This is a genomic window from Nitrogeniibacter mangrovi (assembly GCF_010983895.1).
Lineage (GTDB): Bacteria > Pseudomonadota > Gammaproteobacteria > Burkholderiales > Rhodocyclaceae > Nitrogeniibacter > Nitrogeniibacter mangrovi.
In genome coordinates this window covers 2,270,531-2,290,258 of record NZ_CP048836.1, presented here as the reverse complement: position 1 = coordinate 2,290,258, position 19,728 = coordinate 2,270,531, and the positions used below count along the sequence as shown (strand labels likewise).

Annotated in this window: 18 protein-coding genes; 15 read left to right on the top strand and 3 right to left on the bottom strand. The window is 64.3% G+C overall.

The window, feature by feature from the left end; genetic code table 11:
* Positions 1-4: 4 nt before the first annotated feature.
* A complete protein-coding gene (galU, locus tag G3580_RS10500; protein ID WP_173765306.1) occupies positions 5-901 on the top strand; it encodes a UTP--glucose-1-phosphate uridylyltransferase GalU in 897 nt (298 codons plus the stop codon).
* Positions 902-976: 75 nt separating this feature from the next.
* Here the strand turns inward: galU and typA are convergent, their stop codons facing one another.
* Positions 977-2,791: a translational GTPase TypA gene (gene typA, locus G3580_RS10495; protein ID WP_173765304.1), complete on the bottom strand. Its 1,815-nt coding sequence runs from the start codon at positions 2,789-2,791 to the stop codon at positions 977-979.
* Between the two features lie 148 nt (positions 2,792-2,939).
* Here typA and G3580_RS10490 point away from each other — a divergent pair, with 148 nt between their 5' ends.
* Complete coding sequence (locus G3580_RS10490) at positions 2,940-3,686, top strand: S-methyl-5'-thioinosine phosphorylase (RefSeq protein WP_173765302.1); 747 nt, start codon at positions 2,940-2,942, stop codon at positions 3,684-3,686.
* Between the two features lie 21 nt (positions 3,687-3,707).
* Here the strand turns inward: G3580_RS10490 and G3580_RS10485 are convergent, their stop codons facing one another.
* Both G3580_RS10485 and map read right to left on the bottom strand, forming a co-directional pair.
* Complete coding sequence (locus tag G3580_RS10485; RefSeq protein ID WP_173765300.1) at positions 3,708-6,275, bottom strand: [protein-PII] uridylyltransferase; 2,568 nt, start codon at positions 6,273-6,275, stop codon at positions 3,708-3,710.
* A 17-nt stretch (positions 6,276-6,292) separates the two neighbouring features.
* Positions 6,293-7,099 carry a type I methionyl aminopeptidase gene (map, locus tag G3580_RS10480; protein ID WP_173765298.1) on the bottom strand — a complete coding sequence of 269 codons (807 nt, stop codon included), beginning with the start codon at positions 7,097-7,099 and terminating at the stop codon, positions 6,293-6,295.
* Between the two features lie 316 nt (positions 7,100-7,415).
* Between map and rpsB the strand changes: the two genes are divergently transcribed.
* From rpsB to lpxA, 13 genes are read left to right on the top strand one after another with little or no spacing between them, the layout of a single operon-like run.
* Complete coding sequence (gene rpsB / locus G3580_RS10475) at positions 7,416-8,183, top strand: 30S ribosomal protein S2 (protein WP_173765296.1); 768 nt, start codon at positions 7,416-7,418, stop codon at positions 8,181-8,183.
* 37 nt (positions 8,184-8,220) lie between these two features.
* On the top strand, positions 8,221-9,108 hold the full coding sequence (gene tsf / locus G3580_RS10470; RefSeq protein WP_173765294.1) for a translation elongation factor Ts: 888 nt from the start codon (positions 8,221-8,223) through the stop codon (positions 9,106-9,108).
* A 17-nt stretch (positions 9,109-9,125) separates the two neighbouring features.
* Entirely contained in the window at positions 9,126-9,839 is a 714-nt protein-coding gene (pyrH, locus tag G3580_RS10465) for a UMP kinase (RefSeq protein ID WP_173765292.1), read from the top strand.
* Positions 9,840-9,852: 13 nt separating this feature from the next.
* Complete coding sequence (gene frr / locus G3580_RS10460) at positions 9,853-10,410, top strand: ribosome recycling factor (RefSeq protein ID WP_173765290.1); 558 nt, start codon at positions 9,853-9,855, stop codon at positions 10,408-10,410.
* A 30-nt stretch (positions 10,411-10,440) separates the two neighbouring features.
* Complete coding sequence (gene uppS, locus G3580_RS10455) at positions 10,441-11,229, top strand: polyprenyl diphosphate synthase (RefSeq protein ID WP_173765288.1); 789 nt, start codon at positions 10,441-10,443, stop codon at positions 11,227-11,229.
* A complete protein-coding gene (locus G3580_RS10450; protein ID WP_173765286.1) occupies positions 11,222-12,040 on the top strand; it encodes a phosphatidate cytidylyltransferase in 819 nt (272 codons plus the stop codon). Before uppS ends, G3580_RS10450 begins: the two co-directional genes overlap by 8 nt.
* A 41-nt stretch (positions 12,041-12,081) precedes the next feature.
* Complete coding sequence (gene ispC / locus G3580_RS10445; RefSeq protein ID WP_173765284.1) at positions 12,082-13,275, top strand: 1-deoxy-D-xylulose-5-phosphate reductoisomerase; 1,194 nt, start codon at positions 12,082-12,084, stop codon at positions 13,273-13,275.
* A complete protein-coding gene (gene rseP / locus G3580_RS10440; RefSeq protein WP_173765282.1) occupies positions 13,275-14,639 on the top strand; it encodes an RIP metalloprotease RseP in 1,365 nt (454 codons plus the stop codon). Before ispC ends, rseP begins: the two co-directional genes overlap by 1 nt.
* Positions 14,640-14,653: 14 nt before the next feature.
* The gene (gene bamA, locus G3580_RS10435; RefSeq protein ID WP_173765280.1) at positions 14,654-16,945 is read left to right on the top strand and encodes an outer membrane protein assembly factor BamA; all 2,292 of its coding nucleotides are present in this window, start codon (positions 14,654-14,656) and stop codon (positions 16,943-16,945) included.
* 27 nt (positions 16,946-16,972) lie between these two features.
* Positions 16,973-17,476 carry an OmpH family outer membrane protein gene (locus G3580_RS10430; RefSeq protein ID WP_228720632.1) on the top strand — a complete coding sequence of 168 codons (504 nt, stop codon included), beginning with the start codon at positions 16,973-16,975 and terminating at the stop codon, positions 17,474-17,476.
* A gap of 13 nt (positions 17,477-17,489) precedes the next feature.
* Positions 17,490-18,518, top strand: a complete 1,029-nt coding sequence (gene lpxD / locus G3580_RS10425) for a UDP-3-O-(3-hydroxymyristoyl)glucosamine N-acyltransferase (RefSeq protein WP_173765275.1) — start codon at positions 17,490-17,492, stop codon at positions 18,516-18,518.
* 5 nt (positions 18,519-18,523) lie between these two features.
* Positions 18,524-18,958, top strand: coding sequence for a 3-hydroxyacyl-ACP dehydratase FabZ (gene fabZ, locus G3580_RS10420; protein ID WP_173765273.1), 435 nt, complete (start codon positions 18,524-18,526; stop codon positions 18,956-18,958).
* Positions 18,958-19,728: an acyl-ACP--UDP-N-acetylglucosamine O-acyltransferase gene (gene lpxA / locus G3580_RS10415; protein WP_173765271.1), complete on the top strand. Its 771-nt coding sequence runs from the start codon at positions 18,958-18,960 to the stop codon at positions 19,726-19,728. The genes fabZ and lpxA overlap by 1 nt, the downstream gene beginning before the upstream one ends.

Here is a 19,728-nt window from a genome sequence, read left to right as displayed (position 1 = left end):
TAGCATGAAAAGCGTGACCAAGGTGGTGTTTCCGGTAGCCGGCATGGGGACCCGATTCCTGCCCGCGACCAAGGCCAGCCCCAAGGAGATGCTGCCGGTCGTGGACAAGCCGTTGATCCAGTACGCGGTGGAAGAGGCCGTGGCCGCCGGGGTGACCGATCTGATCTTCATCACCGGCCGCACCAAGCGGGCCATCGAGGACCATTTCGACAAGGCCTACGAGCTGGAAACCGAGCTCGAGGCGCGTGGCAAGCAGGCGCTGCTGGATGTGGTGCGCAATACCGTGCCGTCGCATGTGAACTGCATCTATATCCGCCAGTCCGAGGCGCTCGGTCTCGGCCACGCGGTGCTGTGCGCAGCGCCGGTGGTCGGCGACGAGGCGTTCGCGGTGATGCTGGCCGACGATCTGCTCGACAACCTCGGCGGCGATCCGGTGCTCAAACAGATGGTCGGCGTGTACAACTACCACCGGTGCTCGGTGCTGGGCACCATGAACGTGCCACGCGAGGAAACCAAGGCCTACGGCATCGTCAGTACCGAAAACCAGGAGGGCACGGTCCAGCGCATGACCGGCATCGTCGAAAAACCGGAGCCGGACCAGGCGCCGACGACCCAGGCCGTGGTGGGGCGCTACATCCTCACGCCGCGCATCTTCGATCACCTGCGCAACCTCACACCAGGTGCGGGCGGCGAACTGCAACTGACCGACGCCATCGCCTCGCTGCTCAAGGAGGAGGCGGTGCTTGCCCATCAGTACGAGGGCGTGCGCTACGACTGCGGCTCCAAGCTCGGTTATCTCAAGGCGACGGTCGAGTTCGGCCTGCGTCACCCTGAGGTGAAGAAGGAATTCGGCGCTTACCTGGGCGAGCGCGCGGGCAAGGCAGTGAAGAAGAAGAAATAGATGCCGGCCGCGGGTGGCGTCGATCACCCGCCCAGCACACGACAACGGCGCCCGCGGGCGCCGTTGTCGTGTGTCTTACGCGCCTTCGCGGCCAGCGCGCTTGCGTTCGTGTTCCTTGAGCAGGCGCTTGCGCAGGCGGATGGACTGCGGCGTGATCTCGACCACCTCGTCATCGGCGATGAACTCGATGGCCGACTCCAGGGTGAGCTTGATCGGCGGCACCAGGCGCACCGCCTCGTCCGTGCCGGAGGCACGCACGTTGGTCAGCTGCTTGCCCTTGATCGGGTTGACCACCAGGTCGTTGTCGCGGGTGTGGATGCCGATGATCATGCCTTCGTACAGGGCTTCGCCCGGGCTCACGAACATGCGGCCGCGATCCTGCAGGTTCCACAGCGCGTAGGCCACGGCGGCACCGTCGTTCTGGGAGATGAGTACCCCGTTGCGGCGCTCCGCCATGGCGCCGGCCATGGGGCCGTAGTCGTCGAACACGTGACTGGCCAGGCCGGTACCGCGGGTCATGGTGAGGAATTCCCCCTGGAAACCGATCAGGCCGCGGGCCGGGATGCGGTATTCCAGGCGCACCCGACCCTTGCCGTCCGGCTGCATATCCTGCAGCTCGCCACGGCGACGGCCGAGCTCTTCCATGACGCTGCCCTGATGGTCTTCTTCCACGTCCACGGTGAGCATCTCGTAGGGTTCGCACTTCTGCCCGTCGATGTCCTTGAACACCACGCGCGGCCGGCCCACGGCCAGTTCGTAGCCCTCTCGGCGCATGTTCTCGAGCAGGATGGTCAGGTGTAGCTCGCCGCGGCCGGAGACCTCGAAGGTTTCCGAATCGCTGGTGTAATTGACCCGCAGCGCCACGTTCTTGAGCAGTTCCTTCTCCAGACGCTCGCGGATCTGGCGACTGGTGACGAACTTGCCCTCGCGACCGGCCAGCGGCGAAGTGTTGACCATGAAGTTCATGGTCAGGGTCGGTTCGTCCACGGCGATGGGCTTGAGCGGCTCGATGTGGTCCGGGTCGCACAGGGTGACGCCGATGCCGATCTGCTCGATGCCGGAGACCAGCACGATGTCGCCGGCCATGGCCGATTCGGCCTGGCTGCGTTCGAGGCCGGTGAAGGTGAGCACCTGACCGATCTTGGCCTTGCCCTTGTTCTCGTCGCCATACATGACGACCACTTCCTGGTTCGGCTTGATCCGGCCGTGGCGGATGCGGCCGATGCCCAGCTGGCCCACGTAGGTGGAGTAGTCGAGCGAGCAGATCTGCAGTTGCAGCGGGGCGTTCTCGTCCACGTCGGGGGGCGGCACATGTTCGAGGATCGCTTCGAACAGCGGCTTCATGTCGGTGCCGGGTTTGTCGGCCTCGAGCATGGCGAAGCCGTTCAGGGCGGAGGCATAGACGACCGGGAAGTCGAGCTGTTCCTCGGTGGCGCCGAGTTTGTCGAACAGGTCGAAGGTGTGGTTGATCACCCAGTCGGGGCGCGAGCCCGGGCGGTCGATCTTGTTGACCACCACGATCGGCTTGAGGCCCATGGCCAGCGCCTTGCGGGTCACGAAGCGGGTCTGCGGCATCGGGCCTTCGACCGCATCGACCAGCAGCAGCACGCCGTCGACCATGGAGAGCACGCGCTCGACCTCGCCGCCGAAGTCGGCGTGGCCCGGGGTGTCGACCACGTTGATGTGGGTGTCGCCGTACTGGATGGCGCAGTTCTTGGAGAGGATGGTGATGCCGCGTTCCTTCTCCAGATCGTTGGAGTCCATGATGCGCTCGGCCACCTGCTGGTTCTCGCGGAAGGTGCCGGACTGGCGAAGGAGCTGGTCGACGAGCGTGGTCTTGCCGTGGTCGACGTGGGCGATGATGGCGATGTTGCGGATCGAGCGGGACATGAAAAGCGCCGGAAGTATTTGAAAAGGGGCGGATTCTACCATGGCACCGTGCATCGCAACATGACCGCGCGGTGACCGGCGCCGGCCGGCAACCGGGCGCATGCTAGAATCGGCGCCGTTCTGACCCGGCCCTTGAGGGAGATTTGGCATGCTGGCCATCGTTGGCGGAAGCGGTTTGACTCAACTGGCCTCGCTCGAGGTGACGCGGCGCGAGGTGGTGCGTACGCCGTACGGTGAGCCGTCCGGCGCACTGACCTTCGGCATGGTGTGCGATCAGGAGGTGGTGTTCCTGGCGCGCCATGGTTACGGCCACACGATTCCGCCGCATCGAGTGAACTACCGGGCCAACCTGTGGGCGCTCAAGCAAGTGGGGGTGACCGACGTGGTCTCGGTGGCCTCCGTGGGGGGCATCCGAGCGGATTTCGGCCCCGGTGCGCTCATCGTTCCGGACCAGATCATCGACTACACCTGGGGCCGGGAATGCACCTTCTTCGAGGGGGGCGAGAGCCCGGTACGCCATGTGGACTTCACCCATCCCTACGATCAGAAGCTGCGTCAGCGACTGCTCGACGCGGCAGCGAAAATCGGCGAGGCGGTGTACGACGGGGGCGTCTATGCCGCCTCCCAGGGGCCGCGCCTCGAGACCGCGGCCGAGATCGACCGCTTCGAGCGCGACGGCGCCGATGTGGTCGGCATGACGGGCATGCCCGAAGCGGTGCTGGCCCGTGAGCTGGAGTTGCCTTACGCGGCCATCAACGTGGTTGCCAACTATGCGGCCGGGCGTGCGAGCAGCGAGGCGGGCATCAGCTTCGACAGCATCGAGGTGGTGCTGCACGAGGCCATGACCCGGGTGCGCGGCCTGCTCAACGGGCTGTGTTCCGACGGCGATCACTGAGATACCGCCGGCCCACCTCGGTCAGATCGTCAGGACCTTGAGCAGCTCACGCTCGATCTGAAGCACGTGGCTGTCGCTCGACAGCCCGCGGCCGGTGACCAGAAACGCATCCTCCACCCGTTCGCCGAGGGTCGCAATTTTGGCGGTGTGCAACTGGACGCCGAACTGCGCGAGCGTCTTGGCAACGTCGTAGAGCAGCCCCTGGCGGTCGGCCGCCACCAGGGTGAGGATGTACTGTTTGCCACTCTCGTCGGCGCGCAGGCGCACGCTCGGCCGCACCGGAAAGTGCTTCACGTGACGCGACAGGCGCGCCTCCGGCGGACGCTCCACCGGCGTGTCGGATTCGAGCAGGATCGGCAGCTCGTGCTCGATGAGCGCGATGTGCTCGCGGTAATGGGCTTCCTCGCCCGGGTACTGGAGCATGAAGCTGTCGAGTGCGTAGCCGTGGCGCGTGGTGTGGATCTTGGCGTCCAGGATGGTGTAGCCCAGGCGTGCGAAGAAACCGCACAGACGCATGAACAGATCGCGCCGATCGCGCGCGAAGACCATCACCTGCAAGCCTTCGCCGGCCTCGCTCAGGCGCGCCCGAACCACCGGCGCATCGCTCTCGGGGCGGTGATAGAGGTGGCGGGTATGCCAGGCGATCTCTTCGGACGAATGGCGCATGAAGTAGACCGAGTCGAGCTTGCGCCACAGCGCGTTCTCCACCCCCGGTCGCAGCCCGTGATAGCGCAGCAGCCGCTGGGCGTCCTGGCGGCGATCGTCAAGTCCGAGCGCCTCTTCGGGCGATGCGCCGCGCAGCAGGCGGCGGGTGGCATGAAACAGGTCTTCGAGCAGGCGCGCCTTCCAGCCGTTCCACACTTTCGGGCTGGTGCCACGGATGTCGGCGTGGGTGAGCAGGTACAGAGCGGTCAGGCGGCGCTCGGAGCCCATCCTTTCGGCGAAACGCTGGACCACAGCCGGATCGGAGATGTCTTCCTTCTGCGCCACGTGCGACATGACCAGATGATGCTCCACCAGCCACTCCACCAGGTCGGTCGCTTCCGGCGCGAGGCCATGCTGCTCGCAGAAGCGCCGGGCATCGACCATGCCCAGCTTGGAGTGATCTCCGCCGCGCCCTTTGGCGATGTCGTGGAACAGGGAGGCCACGTAGAGGAGCCAGTGCTGGTCGAATCCCAGCATCAGCTGGGTCATCAGCGGGTATTCGTGGGCGTGCTCGCCCATGGTAAAGCGGCGCAGGTTGCGCAAGACCATGAGGGTGTGCGAGTCGACCGTATAGACGTGGAACAGGTCGTGCTGCATCTGGCACGAGATCTTGCGCCACGGCGGCAGGTAGTTCGACAGCAGCCCATACTGGTTCATCCGCCGGAAGGTACTGACGATGCCTCGCTTGGCCTGCAACAGTTCGATGAAACGTCGGCGGTTGTGCGGGTTGGCACGGAAGGCAGCGTTGATGCGGCGGCGATTGATCCACAAGGCGCGCAGGGTGCGTGCCGTCATCCCGGTCAGTTCCGAGCGCTGCTGCATGATCTGGAACGCCTCGAACATGGCTCCGGGGTGATTCCTGAACAGCTCGTCGTCGCGGATGTCGAGCAGATCGCGAACGGTCTGGAAGTGCTCGTTGATGACGAAGGCGGCGGGTTTGTCGGTCGAGGCGAATTCGGCCCGGTAGCTCAGGATCAGGATCGCGTTGAGCTGCATCACCTTCTTGGCCGACAGGTAGTAGCGCTGCATCAGCACTTCGGAGGCGCGCTTGCCCTCGGTGGCCTTCACGCCGAAGGCGCGGGCGAGCTTTTCCTGATGATCGAACAGCAGCCGATCTTCGGCGCGTCCCACGAGCAGGTGCAGGCGAATGCGGATGTGCTGGAGAAAGCGTTCCGCCGAGCGCAGTTCATGGGCTTCGTTTGCGGTGATCAGACGATGGCGCACAAGATCCCGCCAGCTCGTGCCCAGGCCCGCTGCGCGGCTGATCCAGCCGAGTACCTGGAGATCGCGCAGGCCGCCGGGGCTCTCCTTGCAGTTCGGTTCGAGCGCGTAGGGGCTTTGCTCGTAGCGCTCGTAGCGCTGATCCTGCTCCAGCTGCTTGGCCTGATAGAAACGGTCCACGTCCAGGGCGGCCTGCAAGCGCTGGCGCAGGTCATCAAGCAGCACCGCGGCACCGAACAGCAGCCGCGTCTCGAGCAGGTTGGTCTGGATGGTGATGTCGTCGGCGGCCACTTCGAGGCATTCGTCCACCGTGCGCACGCTGTGGCCGATGTGCAGGCCGATGTCCCACAGGGCGCTGACGAAGCGGGTAAGCGCCGCCTCGGTGTCGGTGCCCAGGACGTCGGGCAGCAGGATCAGCAGGTCGATGTCCGAATGGGGGAACAGCTCGCCGCGGCCATAACCGCCGGTGGCGACGAGCGCGCATTCGCCATCGAGCTCGCAGGCGGTCCACAGGTGGACGATCGCTTCGTCCACCACCGCGGTGCGTCCGCGCAGATAATTGCGCGTCAGCGGGTGCGCCTCGTAGCTCTCGGCCAGGGCGGCCTCTTTTTCCTTGAGGGTATTCCGGATCGCCGAAATCGCCGGGCGAATCGTGTCAGGCATGCGTGCCGCCCTTTGCTTCAGTTGGAGATGATGTCAGGGATCGGCGGCGTGCCGTCGGACACGGTGAGCACCTCGTGGCCGGTGTCGGTGACCAGGATGGTGTGCTCCCACTGGGCGGAGAGGCTCCGGTCCTTGGTGATGATGGTCCATCCGTCGGGCAATTCGGAGATGGCGCTCTTGCCGGCGTTGATCATCGGTTCGATGGTGAAGATCATGCCGGGTTCGAGGATCAGGCCGGTGCCGGCACGTCCGTAGTGCAGCACCTGCGGATCTTCATGGAAGTTGCGCCCGATCCCGTGGCCGCAGAATTCGCGCACCACCGAAAAACCGTTGCCCTCGGCGTGCTTCTGGATCGCCGCGCCGATGTCGCCGAGCCGTGCGCCGGGCTTGACCGTGTCGATGCCCAGCCACATGCATTCGTAGGTGATCTGGCACAGGCGCTTGGCCAGGATCGATACCTTGTTTCCGACCTGGAACATGCGGCTGGTGTCACCGTGGAAGCCGTCCTTGATGACCGTGATGTCGAGGTTGACGATATCCCCGTTCTTCAGCGCCTTGTCCGCCGGTACGCCATGGCAGACCTGGTGGTTGATGGAGGTGCAGATGGACTTGGGGTAGGGCGAATACCCCGGCGGCGCGTAATTGAGCGGGGCGGGCACGCAACCTTGCACGTCGACCATGTAGTCGTGGCAGAGCTTGTCCAGCTCCTCGGTGGTGACGCCGGGTGTGACGAAGGGCGTGATGTAATCGAGCACCTCGGCGGCCAGACGGCCCGCAACGCGCATGCCTGCGATCTCTTCGGGGGTTTTGATATGAATGCTCATTGATGCTTTGTGTTTTGCCGGGGTCCGTAAAGGCTGAAGGCTAGCGCATGGGCCGCGGAACGGCAATCGCGGTGCAATGCCGCGCTTGAGGCTTGTCACGTCCCGCTGCTATAATCGCGAGCTTGCCTGATCGAACAGATGAGGCAAGGCTTTAAGCAATTTTTTGACTTTGAATCCACACGCCCGGATCACGCTGGCCGACAAGGCGAGCACAAAGGGTCCGTACCGAGCGGCATGCGTCGTTTCGATGCGGTTGCGACCTTATCTATATAGCAGGTCGCCCCGGGCGGAGGCTCAACCCTTTCAGGAGAAAGACATGACTGTCACGATGCGTCAGATGCTCGAAGCGGGCGTCCATTTTGGTCACCAGACCCGTTTCTGGAATCCGCGTATGGCCCCGTTCATCTTCGGCCAGCGCAACAAGATCCACATCGTCAACCTCGAAAAGACGATGGTGAAGTACCTCGAGGCCATGGACTACGTTCGCAAGCTGGCTGCCAACAAGGGCACCATCCTGTTCGTCGGCACCAAGCGCCAGGCCCGCGAGATCGTGGCCGAGGAAGCGCGTCGCGCCGGCATGCCGTATGTCGATGAGCGCTGGCTCGGTGGCATGCTGACCAACTTCAAGACGGTCAAGCAGTCCATCAAGCGCCTCAAGGAACTGGAAGCCATGGTCGAGGACGGTTCCATCGAGAAGCTGTCCAAGAAGGAAGCGCTGCTGACCACCCGCGAGATCGAGAAGCTCACCAAGAGCATCGGCGGTATCAAGGACATGGGCGGCCTGCCGGACGCCATCTTCGTGATCGACGTCGGCTACCACAAGATCGCACTGACCGAGGCCAAGAAGCTGGGCATCCCGCTGGTGGCCGTGGTCGATACCAACCATTCGCCCGAAGGCGTCGATTTCGTGATTCCGGGTAACGATGACTCCAGTCGCGCCATCCGTCTCTACGCCCGTGGCGTTGCCGATGCCGTCCTCGAGGGTCGTACCCAGTCGCTCAACGAGATCGTCGCGGCCGGTTCCGACGAATTCGTCGAGGTCGAGGAAGAGGTCGGCGGCGAAGCCGAGCAGGGCGAAGCCTGATCACCTTTAGTCATCAATCAAGAATTCAGGAGTAATCATGGCGGCAATTACCGCAGGCATGGTCAAAGAGCTGCGCGAGAAGACCGATGCGCCCATGATGGAGTGCAAGAAGGCGCTGACCGAGGCCGAGGGCGACATGGCCAAGGCTGAAGAGATTCTTCGCGTCAAGCTGGGCAACAAGGCCAGCAAGGCGGCGGCCCGCGTGACCGCGGAAGGCGTCGTGGCCACCTACATCTCCGCTGACGGCAAGCTGGCGGCGATGGTCGAGCTCAACTGCGAGACCGACTTCGTGGCCAAGAACGACGACTTTCTCGAGCTCGGCGCGAAAGTGGCCGAACTGGTCGCGACCCGCAACCCGGCCGACGTGGCGGCGCTGTCCGCGCTGGAGATCGGCGGCAAGACCGTCGAGGCGATCCGGACCGAACTGGTCGGCAAGATCGGCGAGAACATGTCCATCCGTCGTTTCGCCCGCATCGAAGCCAAGGGTCAGGTGGCCAGTTATATCCACGGCGGCGCCAAGATCGGCGTGCTGATCGATGTGGTCGGCGGTGACGAGGACATGGGCCGCGATCTGGCCATGCACATCGCGGCCAGCAAGCCCAAGGCGCTGTCCGCAGACGAAGTGCCGGCCGAGCTGATCGAAACCGAGCGCCGCATCGCGGCCGAAAAGGCGGCCGAATCGGGCAAGCCTGCCGAGATCGTCGAGAAGATGGTTCAGGGCACGGTGAACAAGTTCCTCAAGGAAGTCACCCTGCTGGGCCAGCCCTTCGTCAAGGACGACAAGCAGACCGTCGAGGCCCTGCTCAAGTCCAAGGGCGCGTCGGTGGCCAGCTTCGTGCTGTACATCGTCGGTGAAGGCATCGAGAAGAAGGTCGACGACTTTGCCGCCGAAGTGGCCGCCCAGGCCGCTGCTGCGAAGAAGTAATTCGCGGAGCCGCCCCGATGACCGCCGCCTATCAGCGTATTTTGCTCAAGTTGTCCGGTGAAGCCCTCATGGGCGAGGACGCGTATGGCATCAACCAGGAGGTCGTCTCGCGCATCGTCGCCGAGGTGGCCGAGGTGAGCCGGCTGGGTGTGCAGGTGGGCGTGGTCATCGGCGGCGGCAACATTTTCCGGGGCATGGCGGGCGCGGCGTCCGGCATGGACCGGGCGACCGCCGACTACATGGGCATGCTGGCCACCGTCATGAACGCGATGGCCCTGGCCGACGCGATGCGCGCGGCCGGCCTCAATGCCCGGGTCCAGTCGGCCCTGCGGATCGACCAGGTGGTCGAGCCGTACATTCGCGGCAAGGCGATCCGCTACCTGGAAGAAGGTCGGGTGGTGGTGTTCGGCGCCGGCACCGGCAACCCGTTCTTCACCACCGATACCGCCGCGGCACTGCGCGGTGCGGAGATCGGGGCGCAGATCGTGCTCAAGGCCACCAAGGTCGACGGCATCTACACCGCCGATCCCAAGCTCGATTCGAGTGCCGAGCGCTTTTCGCGCATCAGCTTCGACGAGGCCATTGCCCGCGACCTGAAGGTCCTCGACGCGACCGCGTTTGCGCTGTGTCGCGACCAGAAACTGCCGATCAACGTGTTCAGCATCTTCAAGCCGGGCGCGCTCAAGCGCGTCGTGACCGGCGAGGATGAAGGCACCTTGGTCTATTGCTGAGGAGACGATCGAGATGATCCCCGAGTTGAAGAAGGCGACCGAGGCGAAGATGCACAAGTCGCTCGAGGCCCTCAAGAACGACCTTGCGAAGATCCGTACGGGCCGCGCACATACCGGTCTTCTGGATCATGTCGAAGTCGAGTACTACGGCAGCATGGTGCCGATCAACCAGGTGGCCAACGTCACCCTGATCGATGCCCGTACCATCGGTGTCCAGCCATGGGAAAAGCCCATGGTGGGCAAGGTGGAGAAAGCCATTCGTGATTCCGACCTGGGTCTGAACCCGGCCACGATGGGCGAACTGATCCGCGTGCCGATGCCGGCCCTGACCGAGGAGCGCCGCCGTGACCTGACCAAGGTGGTCAAGCAGGAAGGCGAAGGCGCCCGGGTGGCCGTGCGCAATCAGCGCCGTGACGCCAACAGCAGCCTCAAGGACGCGGTCAAGAACAAGGAGATCTCCGAAGACGATGAGCGCCGTGGCCAGGAAGAGATCCAGAAGCTCACGGATCGGTTCATCGCCGAGATCGACAAGCTCCTCGAGCAGAAGGAGCAGGAACTGATGCAGGTCTGACCGGCGCCTCGCCGTCTGTTCGTCAGCTCAATGGCTGAGAAGACCTTCATCAGTTCGACCCGCGCCATTCCCGAAGGGGAGGCGGTGCCACGCCATGTGGCCATCATCATGGATGGCAACGGGCGCTGGGCACGCAAGCGCTTCATGCCTCGTGTCGCGGGGCATTCGCGCGGGGTCGAATCCGTGCGCGCGGTCATCACGCGCTGTATCGAGCGTGGCGTGCGCCACCTCACCCTGTTTGCCTTCAGCTCCGAGAACTGGCGCCGCCCCGCTGAGGAAGTGAGCTTCCTCATGCAGCTGTTCGTGCGCTCGCTGAAGAAGGAAATCGCGCGCCTGCATGAGAACGGGATCCGCTTTCGCGTCATTGGGGACCTGTCGAGATTCGACGACAACCTGGTGTGCATGATCCGCGACGCCGAGGCGATGACCGCCGGGAACGCCACGCTGGAACTGACCATCGCCGCCAATTACGGTGGACGCTGGGACATCCTGCAAGGCGTCAACGCGCTGATGGCGTCCGGCCATGTCGGCGAGATCACCGAGGACGCGCTCACGCCGCATCTGTCCATGGCCTATGCCCCCGAACCGGATCTGTTCATCCGCACGGGTGGCGAGCAGCGCATCAGCAATTTCCTGCTCTGGCAGCTGGCCTATACCGAGCTTTATTTCACCGATACCCTGTGGCCGGATTTCGACGGCGACGCCTTCGACGAAGCCATCGCGTCATACGGGCGGCGCGAACGGCGCTTCGGGCGCACCAGCGAACAGCTGCGCCCCGAGGCCGACATCACCAACGTGCCGCGCAAGGGCCATGCTTAGAACACGGGTCATTACTGCGCTGGTAATGCTCCTGGTCTTCAGTTCGGCCGTCTTCCTGTTTTCCGCCACTGGCTGGATGGCGTTCGTGGCGGTCATTACCGGCTGCGCTGCCTGGGAATGGGCGGGTTTCTGCCGCTGGCAGCCCTCTGTACGCTATGGATACGGCGTCGCGACCGCTGTCGCGGCATTCGTGCTGGCCTATTGTGTCGACACTGCGGCGCCAAGTACGGCCTACGGGTTCCATCTGCTCGTGTTCGGCGTCTCGATCCTGTTCTGGGGGCTCATCGGATCGGCGTGGCTCGCCCGCATGTGGCCGCTGGGGCAGGGCGCCCGCGCGGCACTGACCGGACTGGTGGTGATGCTCCCCACGGCGATCGCGATGGTGTTTCTACGGCAGATCAATCCCTGGTGGCTGCTCGGCGCGATGGCCATCGTCTGGGTCGCCGACATCGCCGCGTATTTCAGTGGGCGTGCGCTCGGGCGCCGCAAGCTGGCTCCGTCGATCAGTCCCGGAAAGAGCTGGGAAGGCGTGTATGGAGCGCTGATGGCGGTGGTGGCCTACGGGCTGATCGTGCTGAGCTGGTCGGGTGCCCGGTTCAGCCCGGCCGCGTGGGGCGGGATCGTACTGGGTCTGCTGGCGCTGACGGGGGTCAGCGTGGTGGGCGACCTGTTCGAGTCGATGCTCAAGCGTCAGGCCGGCATCAAGGACAGCAGCCAGCTGCTACCCGGCCATGGCGGTGTCCTGGATCGCATCGACAGCCTGACTTCCACGCTGCCGATGGTGGCCCTGTTCGTGCTGCTGACACGCTGAATTGACGGCGGCCAAGCCGCGTCGCGACAAGGTTTTCTTCGATGGCAAACATCCAGCTACTGACTGTTCTCGGCGCGACCGGATCGATCGGCGAGAGCACGCTCGATGTGGTCGGCCGCCATCCGGACCGATACCGGGTCTTCGCCCTGAGCGGCCATTCCCGGATCGAGCGGCTCGCCGAGCAGTGCCGGCGCTTTTCGCCGACATACGCGGTCGTCGGCGATGAACTCGCGGCCCAGCGTCTGCGGGCTCTGCTCGTCGCGGACGGCGCGTCGACCGAGGTGCTGGTCGGAGAGGCCGGCCTGGTGGCGGTGGCCCAGGCGCCCGAGGTCGACGCGGTGATGGCCGCCATCGTCGGTGCAGCCGGATTGCGTCCCACCCTGGCCGCGGCGCGCGCCGGCAAGCGGGTGCTGCTGGCGAACAAGGAGGCGCTGGTCATGTCCGGCGCCCTGTTCATGACGGCAGTCGCGGAGGGCGGCGCGACGCTGCTGCCCATCGACAGCGAGCACAACGCCGTCTTCCAGGCGCTGCCCGCCGGCTACGACCGGCGTCCGACCGCGCATGGCGTGTGTCGTGTCTTGCTGACCGCCTCGGGCGGTCCGTTTCGCGACCGCGAGCCGGCCACCCTGGAGGGCGTCACCCCGGAGGAGGCCTGCGCCCATCCCAACTGGTCGATGGGGCGCAAGATTTCGGTCGATTCGGCGACGATGATGAACAAGGGCCTCGAAGTCATCGAGGCGCACTGGCTGTTCGGCGTGCCCGCCGATGCGATCGATGTGGTGGTCCATCGGCAGAGCGTGATCCATTCGATGGTGGCCTACGCGGACGGTTCGGTGCTGGCGCAGCTGGGCAATCCGGACATGCGCACGCCGATCGCGCATGCGCTCGCGTACCCCGATCGGATCGATGCCGGCGTGGCGCCGCTCGATCTGTGCGCCATCGCACGCCTCGATTTTCAGGCGCCCGACCTGCGCCGGTTTCCCTGCCTGGCGCTGGCCTATGACGCGCTGCGTGCCGGCGCCGGCCTGCCGGCCGTGCTCAACGCGGCCAACGAGATCGCGGTCGAGGCCTTCCTCAACGGGCGCATCGGTTACCTGGACATTGCCCGGATCATCGAGGCGACCATGGCGCAGATGGCCGATGCCGGTGACGCGTCGCTGGAACAAATCGAGTCCGTCGATGCCGAAGCCCGTAGTCGCGCAAAAGCGCTTGTGAAAACACGGGAGACGGCCTGATGGGCGCTCTGGATTACATCGTCCCGTTCGTGGTCGGCCTCGGCTTGCTGATCCTGATCCACGAACTGGGGCACTACAGCGTGGCGCGTCTGTGCAATGTGAAGGTGCTGCGTTTTTCGGTGGGCTTCGGTAAACCCCTGCTCAAGTGGCACGCCGGGCGCGACCGAACCGAATGGGTGTTGGCGCTGTTTCCCCTCGGCGGCTACGTCAAGATGCTCGACGAGCGCGAAGGGGAGGTGCCCGAGCACCTGCGTCACCGGGCCTTCAACACCCAGTCCGTGTGGCGCCGTTTCGCCATCGTCGCTGCCGGTCCGCTCGCCAATCTGGCCTTGGCCGTGTTGCTTTACTGGGTGGTGTTCGTGGCGGGTGTGAACGAATTGCGACCGCGGATCGCGGTGACGGCGCCGGACACGATTGCCGCCAGCGCCGGCCTGCGCGACGGCGACGAGATTCTCTCGGTCAACGGCGTGTCGGTGCAGTCCTGGCAGGACTGGCGCTGGGCGGTACTCAAATCGGTGATGAACGAACCGGCCGCCTCGGTCTCGGTGCGTTCCACGGACGGCGAGACGGCGACCTATGCGCTGCCGCTCGATGGCGTGGTGGTGGATGAGGGGCAGGACGATCCGATGACCCAGATCGGCGTGCGGCCGTTCCGCCCGCCCATTCCGGCGGTGGTCGGCTCGATCATGGCCGGCGGCGCCGCCGAAGCGGCCGGACTGCGTGTCGGGGACCGGGTCGTGGCGATCGACGGTGCCCCCATTGCCGACTTCATGGATCTGGTCGACATCGTCAGCAAGGCGCCGGGCAAGACGCTCGATTTCGAGGTGCGTCGGGGCGGTCAGACGCTGAACGTCGACCTGGCGCCGAAGCCCGAGCAGGTCGATGGCAGAACGCTCGGGCGGATCGGCGTCGGCGTGCAGCGACCGGCCGGCGACTCGACGTCGATGTTCGTGAAGGTGGCCTACCCGCCGCTCGAGGCCTTTGGCCGGGCGGTGCATCAGACCTGGGACATGAGCACCTTCAGTCTCGCCATGATCGGGCGGATGGTGACCGGTGAGCTGTCGTGGCGAAACCTCAGCGGACCGGTCACGATTGCCGACTATGCCGGTCAGTCCGCCAAGATGGGACTGGACCACTACATCAAGTTCCTGGCGCTGATCAGCATCAGCCTCGGGGTGCTCAACCTGCTGCCCATTCCGGTGCTGGATGGGGGGCATTTACTGTATTATGTGCTCGAAATTCTCCGGGGCGGGCCAGTGCCTGAGCGTGTCATGGAAATCGGGCAGCAGATTGGTCTGGCCCTTCTCGTGATGCTCATGGCATTTGCCTTCTATAACGACATCAATCGCCTGATTTCTGGCTGAATCTCAATATCCCAATGAAACGTACGCTCATATCCGGGTTGCTTGCTGCCCTGTTCGCGGCTGCGCCCGCGTTTGCCTTTGAACCGTTTGTTGTCAAGGATATCCGTGTCGAAGGCATCCAGCGTACCGAGGCCGGTACGGTCTTCAACTATCTGCCGGTCAAGGTGGGGGATCGGTTTACCGAGGCGCAGGCGCAGCAGGCGATCAAGGCCCTGTTCGGGACCGGATTTTTCGACGACGTGCGCATTGAGGCCGAAGATGGCGTGCTGGTGGTTGTCGTGGACGAGCGCCCCGCGATCGCGCAGATCGACTTCTCCGGCGTCAAGGAGTTCGATGCCAAGGCGCTCAAGGAAGGGCTCAAGCAACTGGGGCTGGCCGAGTCGCGCATCTTCGATCATTCGCTGCTGGAACAGGCCGAGCAGGAACTCAAGCGTCAGTACCTGACCCGCGGCAAGTACGCGGCGACGGTGAAGACCACGGTGACCCCGCTGGAGCGCAACCGGGTCGCCATCCGCTTCGACGTGACCGAAGGGGAGGCCGCCAAGATCCGACAGATCAAGATCGTGGGCAACCATGCCTTCGACGAGGAGGATCTGGTCGACCTGTTCGAGCTGACCACGCCGGGCTGGTTCACCTGGTACACCAAGTCGGACCAGTACTCCCGCCAGAAGCTGTCGGGCGACCTGGAGACCCTGCGCTCCTATTATCTGGATCAGGGCTATCTGGACTTCAGCATCGACTCGACCCAGGTGTCGATCACGCCCGACAAGAAAGACATCTACATCACCATCAGCATCACCGAGGGCAACATCTACAAGGTCTCGGGCGTGAAGCTCACCGGTGATCTGATCCTGCCGGACGACAAGTACCGCGAGCTGGTCAAGGTGCACGCCGGCGATACGTTCTCGCGCAAGGCGCTGACCGAGACCAACAAGGCCATCACCGATGCGCTGGGCAACGAAGGCTACGCGTTCGCCAACGTCAATGCCGCGCCCAAGGTCGATCGCGACAAGAACGAGGTGGCGTTCAACATCTTCGTCGATCCGGGCAAGCGCGTGTATGTGCACCGGATCAACATCGCCGGCAACGAGCGCACCCGCGACGAGGTGATCCGTCGGGAGATGCGCCAGATGGAAGGCGGCTGGTACGATGGGGAGAAGATCAACCGTTCCAAGGTGCGCCTCGACCGGCTCGGCTTCTTCGACGAGGTCAACGTGGAAACGCCCGCCGTACCGGGCACCACCGACCAGGTGGACGTCAATTACAACGTCAAGGAACGCCAGACCGGTAACCTGGCGCTGGGTGTCGGCTTCTCGAGCTCGGAAAAAGTGGTGCTGTCGGCCTCGGTGTCGCAGCAGAACCTGTTCGGTACCGGCAATGCATTGACTTTCGCGATCAACACCAGCAAGACCAACAAGGTCTACTCGCTGTCCTACACCAACCCGTACGCCACCATCGACGGCATCAGCCAGGGCTTCGATGCCTACCACCGCACCTACGATGCCAATTCGCTCGACATCTCGCGCTACAAGACGACGTCGACCGGCTTCGGGGTGCGCTACGGGGTGCCGATCGCCGAAGACGACCGGATCAATTTCGGCCTCGCGGTGGACCAGACCAAGGTGACCACCTTTTCCGACAGTCCGGTCCAGTACAAGGACTTCGTCGACGCGTTCGGCAACCAGGCCACCAGCCTGCTGGGCACGATCGGCTGGTCCCGCGACAGTCGCGACAGCTTCCTGTATCCGCGCAAGGGCACCTACCAGCGCGTGTTCCTCGAAGTGGCGGTGCCGCCGGGCGAGATCCGCTACGCCAAGGCCCTGTATCAACACCAGAAGTTCTTCCCCTTCGGCGACTATTCGGCGCTCATGCTCAACGGCGAGGTGGGTTGGGCGCACGGCTATGGCGGCAAGCCGTTGCCGTTCTACAAGAACTTCTACGCCGGGGGTATCGGCTCCGTGCGTGGCTTCCAGCAAAGCTCGCTGGGGCCGCGCATCCTGAACACCGACGGCAGCCGCGATTCGATCGGGGGTAACCGCCGTATCATCGCCAACGCCGAGTATTTCTTCCCGTTCCCGGGCACCGGGCGGGACAAGACCTTCCGGTTGTCGACTTTCGTGGATGCCGGTCAGGTCTGGGGCGCGGATCAGAAGTTTTCCTTCGGTGACCTGCGGTATAGTGCGGGGATCGGTTTTGCGTGGAGTTCGCCGATCGGTCCTTTGAAGCTCAGCGTGGCCAAGCCGCTGAAGAAGGAAAAGGACGACAAGACGCAAACCATCCAGTTCCAGCTGGGTACGATGTTCTGAGTGGATGACATGATGTCGGAGGTTCGAGTGAAGTTTTCCCGTGTCGCGTTGATTGTCGGTTGCGCCCTGAGCCTGGTGGCGCCCGCTGTCATGGCGGACTCCCGTATCGGGTTTGTCAATTCCGACCGCGTCATGCGCGAGTCGACGCCTGCGGTGCAGGCGCAGCAACGCCTCGAGAAGGAATTCTCGAAGCGGGACGGCGAATTGCAGAACATGGCGAAGGAACTCCAGGGTATGAAGGCCGACCTGGAGAAGAACGGACTGACCTTGTCCGCGTCGGATCGCAGCAAGAAGGAACGCGAATTCAGCGACCTGAATCGTGACTTCCAGCGTCGCCAGCGCGAGTTTCGCGAGGATCTGAACCAGCGCCGCAACGAAGAGCTGGCGACGGTGCTCGATCGCGCCAACAAGGCGGTCAAGGCGATCGCCGAGCGCGAGAAGTACGACATCATCTTCCAGGAGGCCGTCTACGCCAGCCCGGCGATCGACATCACTGACAAGGTGATCAAGGAACTTGACGGCGCCAAGTAATCCGGAGGCCCTGATGGGCCTTCCCGTCGAGCAGATCGTCGCCCGCCTCGGCGGGCGTTTGTCTGCATGCGGCGATGTGACCATCGTCGGCGTGGCGCCACTGGATCAGGCCGGCGAGGGGCAGCTGAGCTTCCTCGCCAACCCGAAATACCGTGCGCAGCTGGCGCGGACCCGCGCCTCGGTCGTCGTCGTGGACGAGGCGACCGAGGTGCCGCCCGGCCTGCTTGCGATTCACACGCCAAACCCCTACCTGTATTTTGCCCGCGTCGTGGCGCTGCTCAATCCGCCGGTCGCCCATGCGCCGGGGGTCGCGGCCTCGGCGGTGGTTGCCGGAGCCGTCCATGCCGGTGCCCACGTCGCACCGAATGCGGTGATCGAGGTGGGCGCGGTGATTGGTGAAGACGCGGTGGTCGGGCCCGGCTGCGTCGTTGGTCGGGACGTGCACATCGGGGCGCGGACCCGCCTGGCGGCGAACGTGACGCTCTACGCCGGCGTGCACATCGGCACTGACTGCCTGATTCACGCCGGCGCCGTGATCGGCGCCGACGGCTTCGGCTTTGCACGCACGGACGATGGCCAGTGGGTCAAGTTTCCGCAGATCGGCTCGGTACGCATCGGCAACAAGGTCGAGATCGGTGCCAACACCACCATCGACCGTGGCGCCATGAGCGACACCGTCATCGCGGACGGCGTCAAGCTCGACAACCAGATCCAGATCGGGCACAACGTCGAAATCGGCGAAGACACGGCCATCGCCGGCTGTGTCGGCATCGCGGGCAGTACGCGCATCGGCAAGCGCTGCATGGTCGGTGGGCAGGCGGGCATCATCGGTCACCTGAGCATCTGCGACGATGTGGTGATCTCGGCGGGCACCCTGGTCACCAAATCCATCCGTTCGCCCGGCGTCTATACCGCCAACCTGCCGCTGCAGACCCACGCCGACTGGGTGAAAAACTTTTCGCGACTGCGCCATCTCGATACGATGGCCCAGGACATTCGCACCATCGAACAACGGCTTGATAAGGGAGAAAGCGAGTCGTGAGCACCATGGACATCAATGAAATCGTCAAGTACCTGCCGCACCGGTATCCGTTCCTGCTCGTCGACCGGGTGGTCGAGCTCGAGGAGAACAAGCGTGTGGTGGCCATCAAGAACGTCACCATGAACGAGCCGTTCTTTCCGGGACACTTCCCGCATCATCCGGTCATGCCGGGGGTGCTGATCGTCGAGGCCATGGCGCAGGCGGCGGCGGTGCTGTCGTTCAAAAGCATGGGGATGATGCCGGACGAGGATCAGGTGGTGTATTTCGCCGGAATCGACAACGTGCGCTTCAAGCGGCCGGTCACCCCGGGCGACCAGCTCGTGATGGAGGTGGAGATCACCAACAACAAGCGCAACATCTACAAATACAAGGGCGTGGCGCGTGTCGATGGTGAGGTGGCGGCCGAAGCCGAGCTCATGTGTGCGCTCAAGACCCTGTGATGATTCATCCGACAGCCATCATCGATCCGGCGGCCCGGCTTGGCGCAGGCGTCGAGGTCGGTCCTTATTCGATCATCGGTCCGCACGTCGAGATCGGTGACGGAACGCGGATCGGCCCGCATGTGGTCATCGAAGGGCATACGCGCATCGGTCGCGACAACGAGATCTTCCAGTTCTGCTCCATCGGCGCCCAGCCGCAGGACAAGAAATACGACGACGAGGAGACGCGGCTCGAGATCGGTGATCGCAACACGATCCGCGAGTTCTGTTCCTTCAACGTCGGCACTTCCCAGGATGCGGGCGTGACCCGCGTCGGCAACGACAACTGGGTCATGGCCTATGTGCACATCGCCCATGACTGCCAGGTGGGCGATCACACCATCTTCGCCAACAACGCCACGCTGGCGGGCCACGTGCACGTGGGCGACTGGGCGATTCTCGGCGGTTTTACCGGGGTGCACCAGTTCGTGCGCGTCGGTGCGCATGCGTTCTGCGGCGTGGGCACCGTGTTGCTGCAGGACCTGCCGCCCTTCGTGACCGTCTCCGGCAATCCGGCCAGTCCGCACGGCATCAACAGCGAAGGGCTGCGCCGTCGCGGCTTCTCGGCCGACGACATCCGCACCGTCAAGCGGGCGTATCGCGCCCTCTATCGTGAGGGGTTGAGCCTCGACGAGGCGCGCACGGCGATCGCGTCGATGGCCACCGAATGCGAAGCGCTGCAGCCGTTCTCCGAGTTCATCGCGCTGTCCAGTCGCGGGATCGTTCGCTGA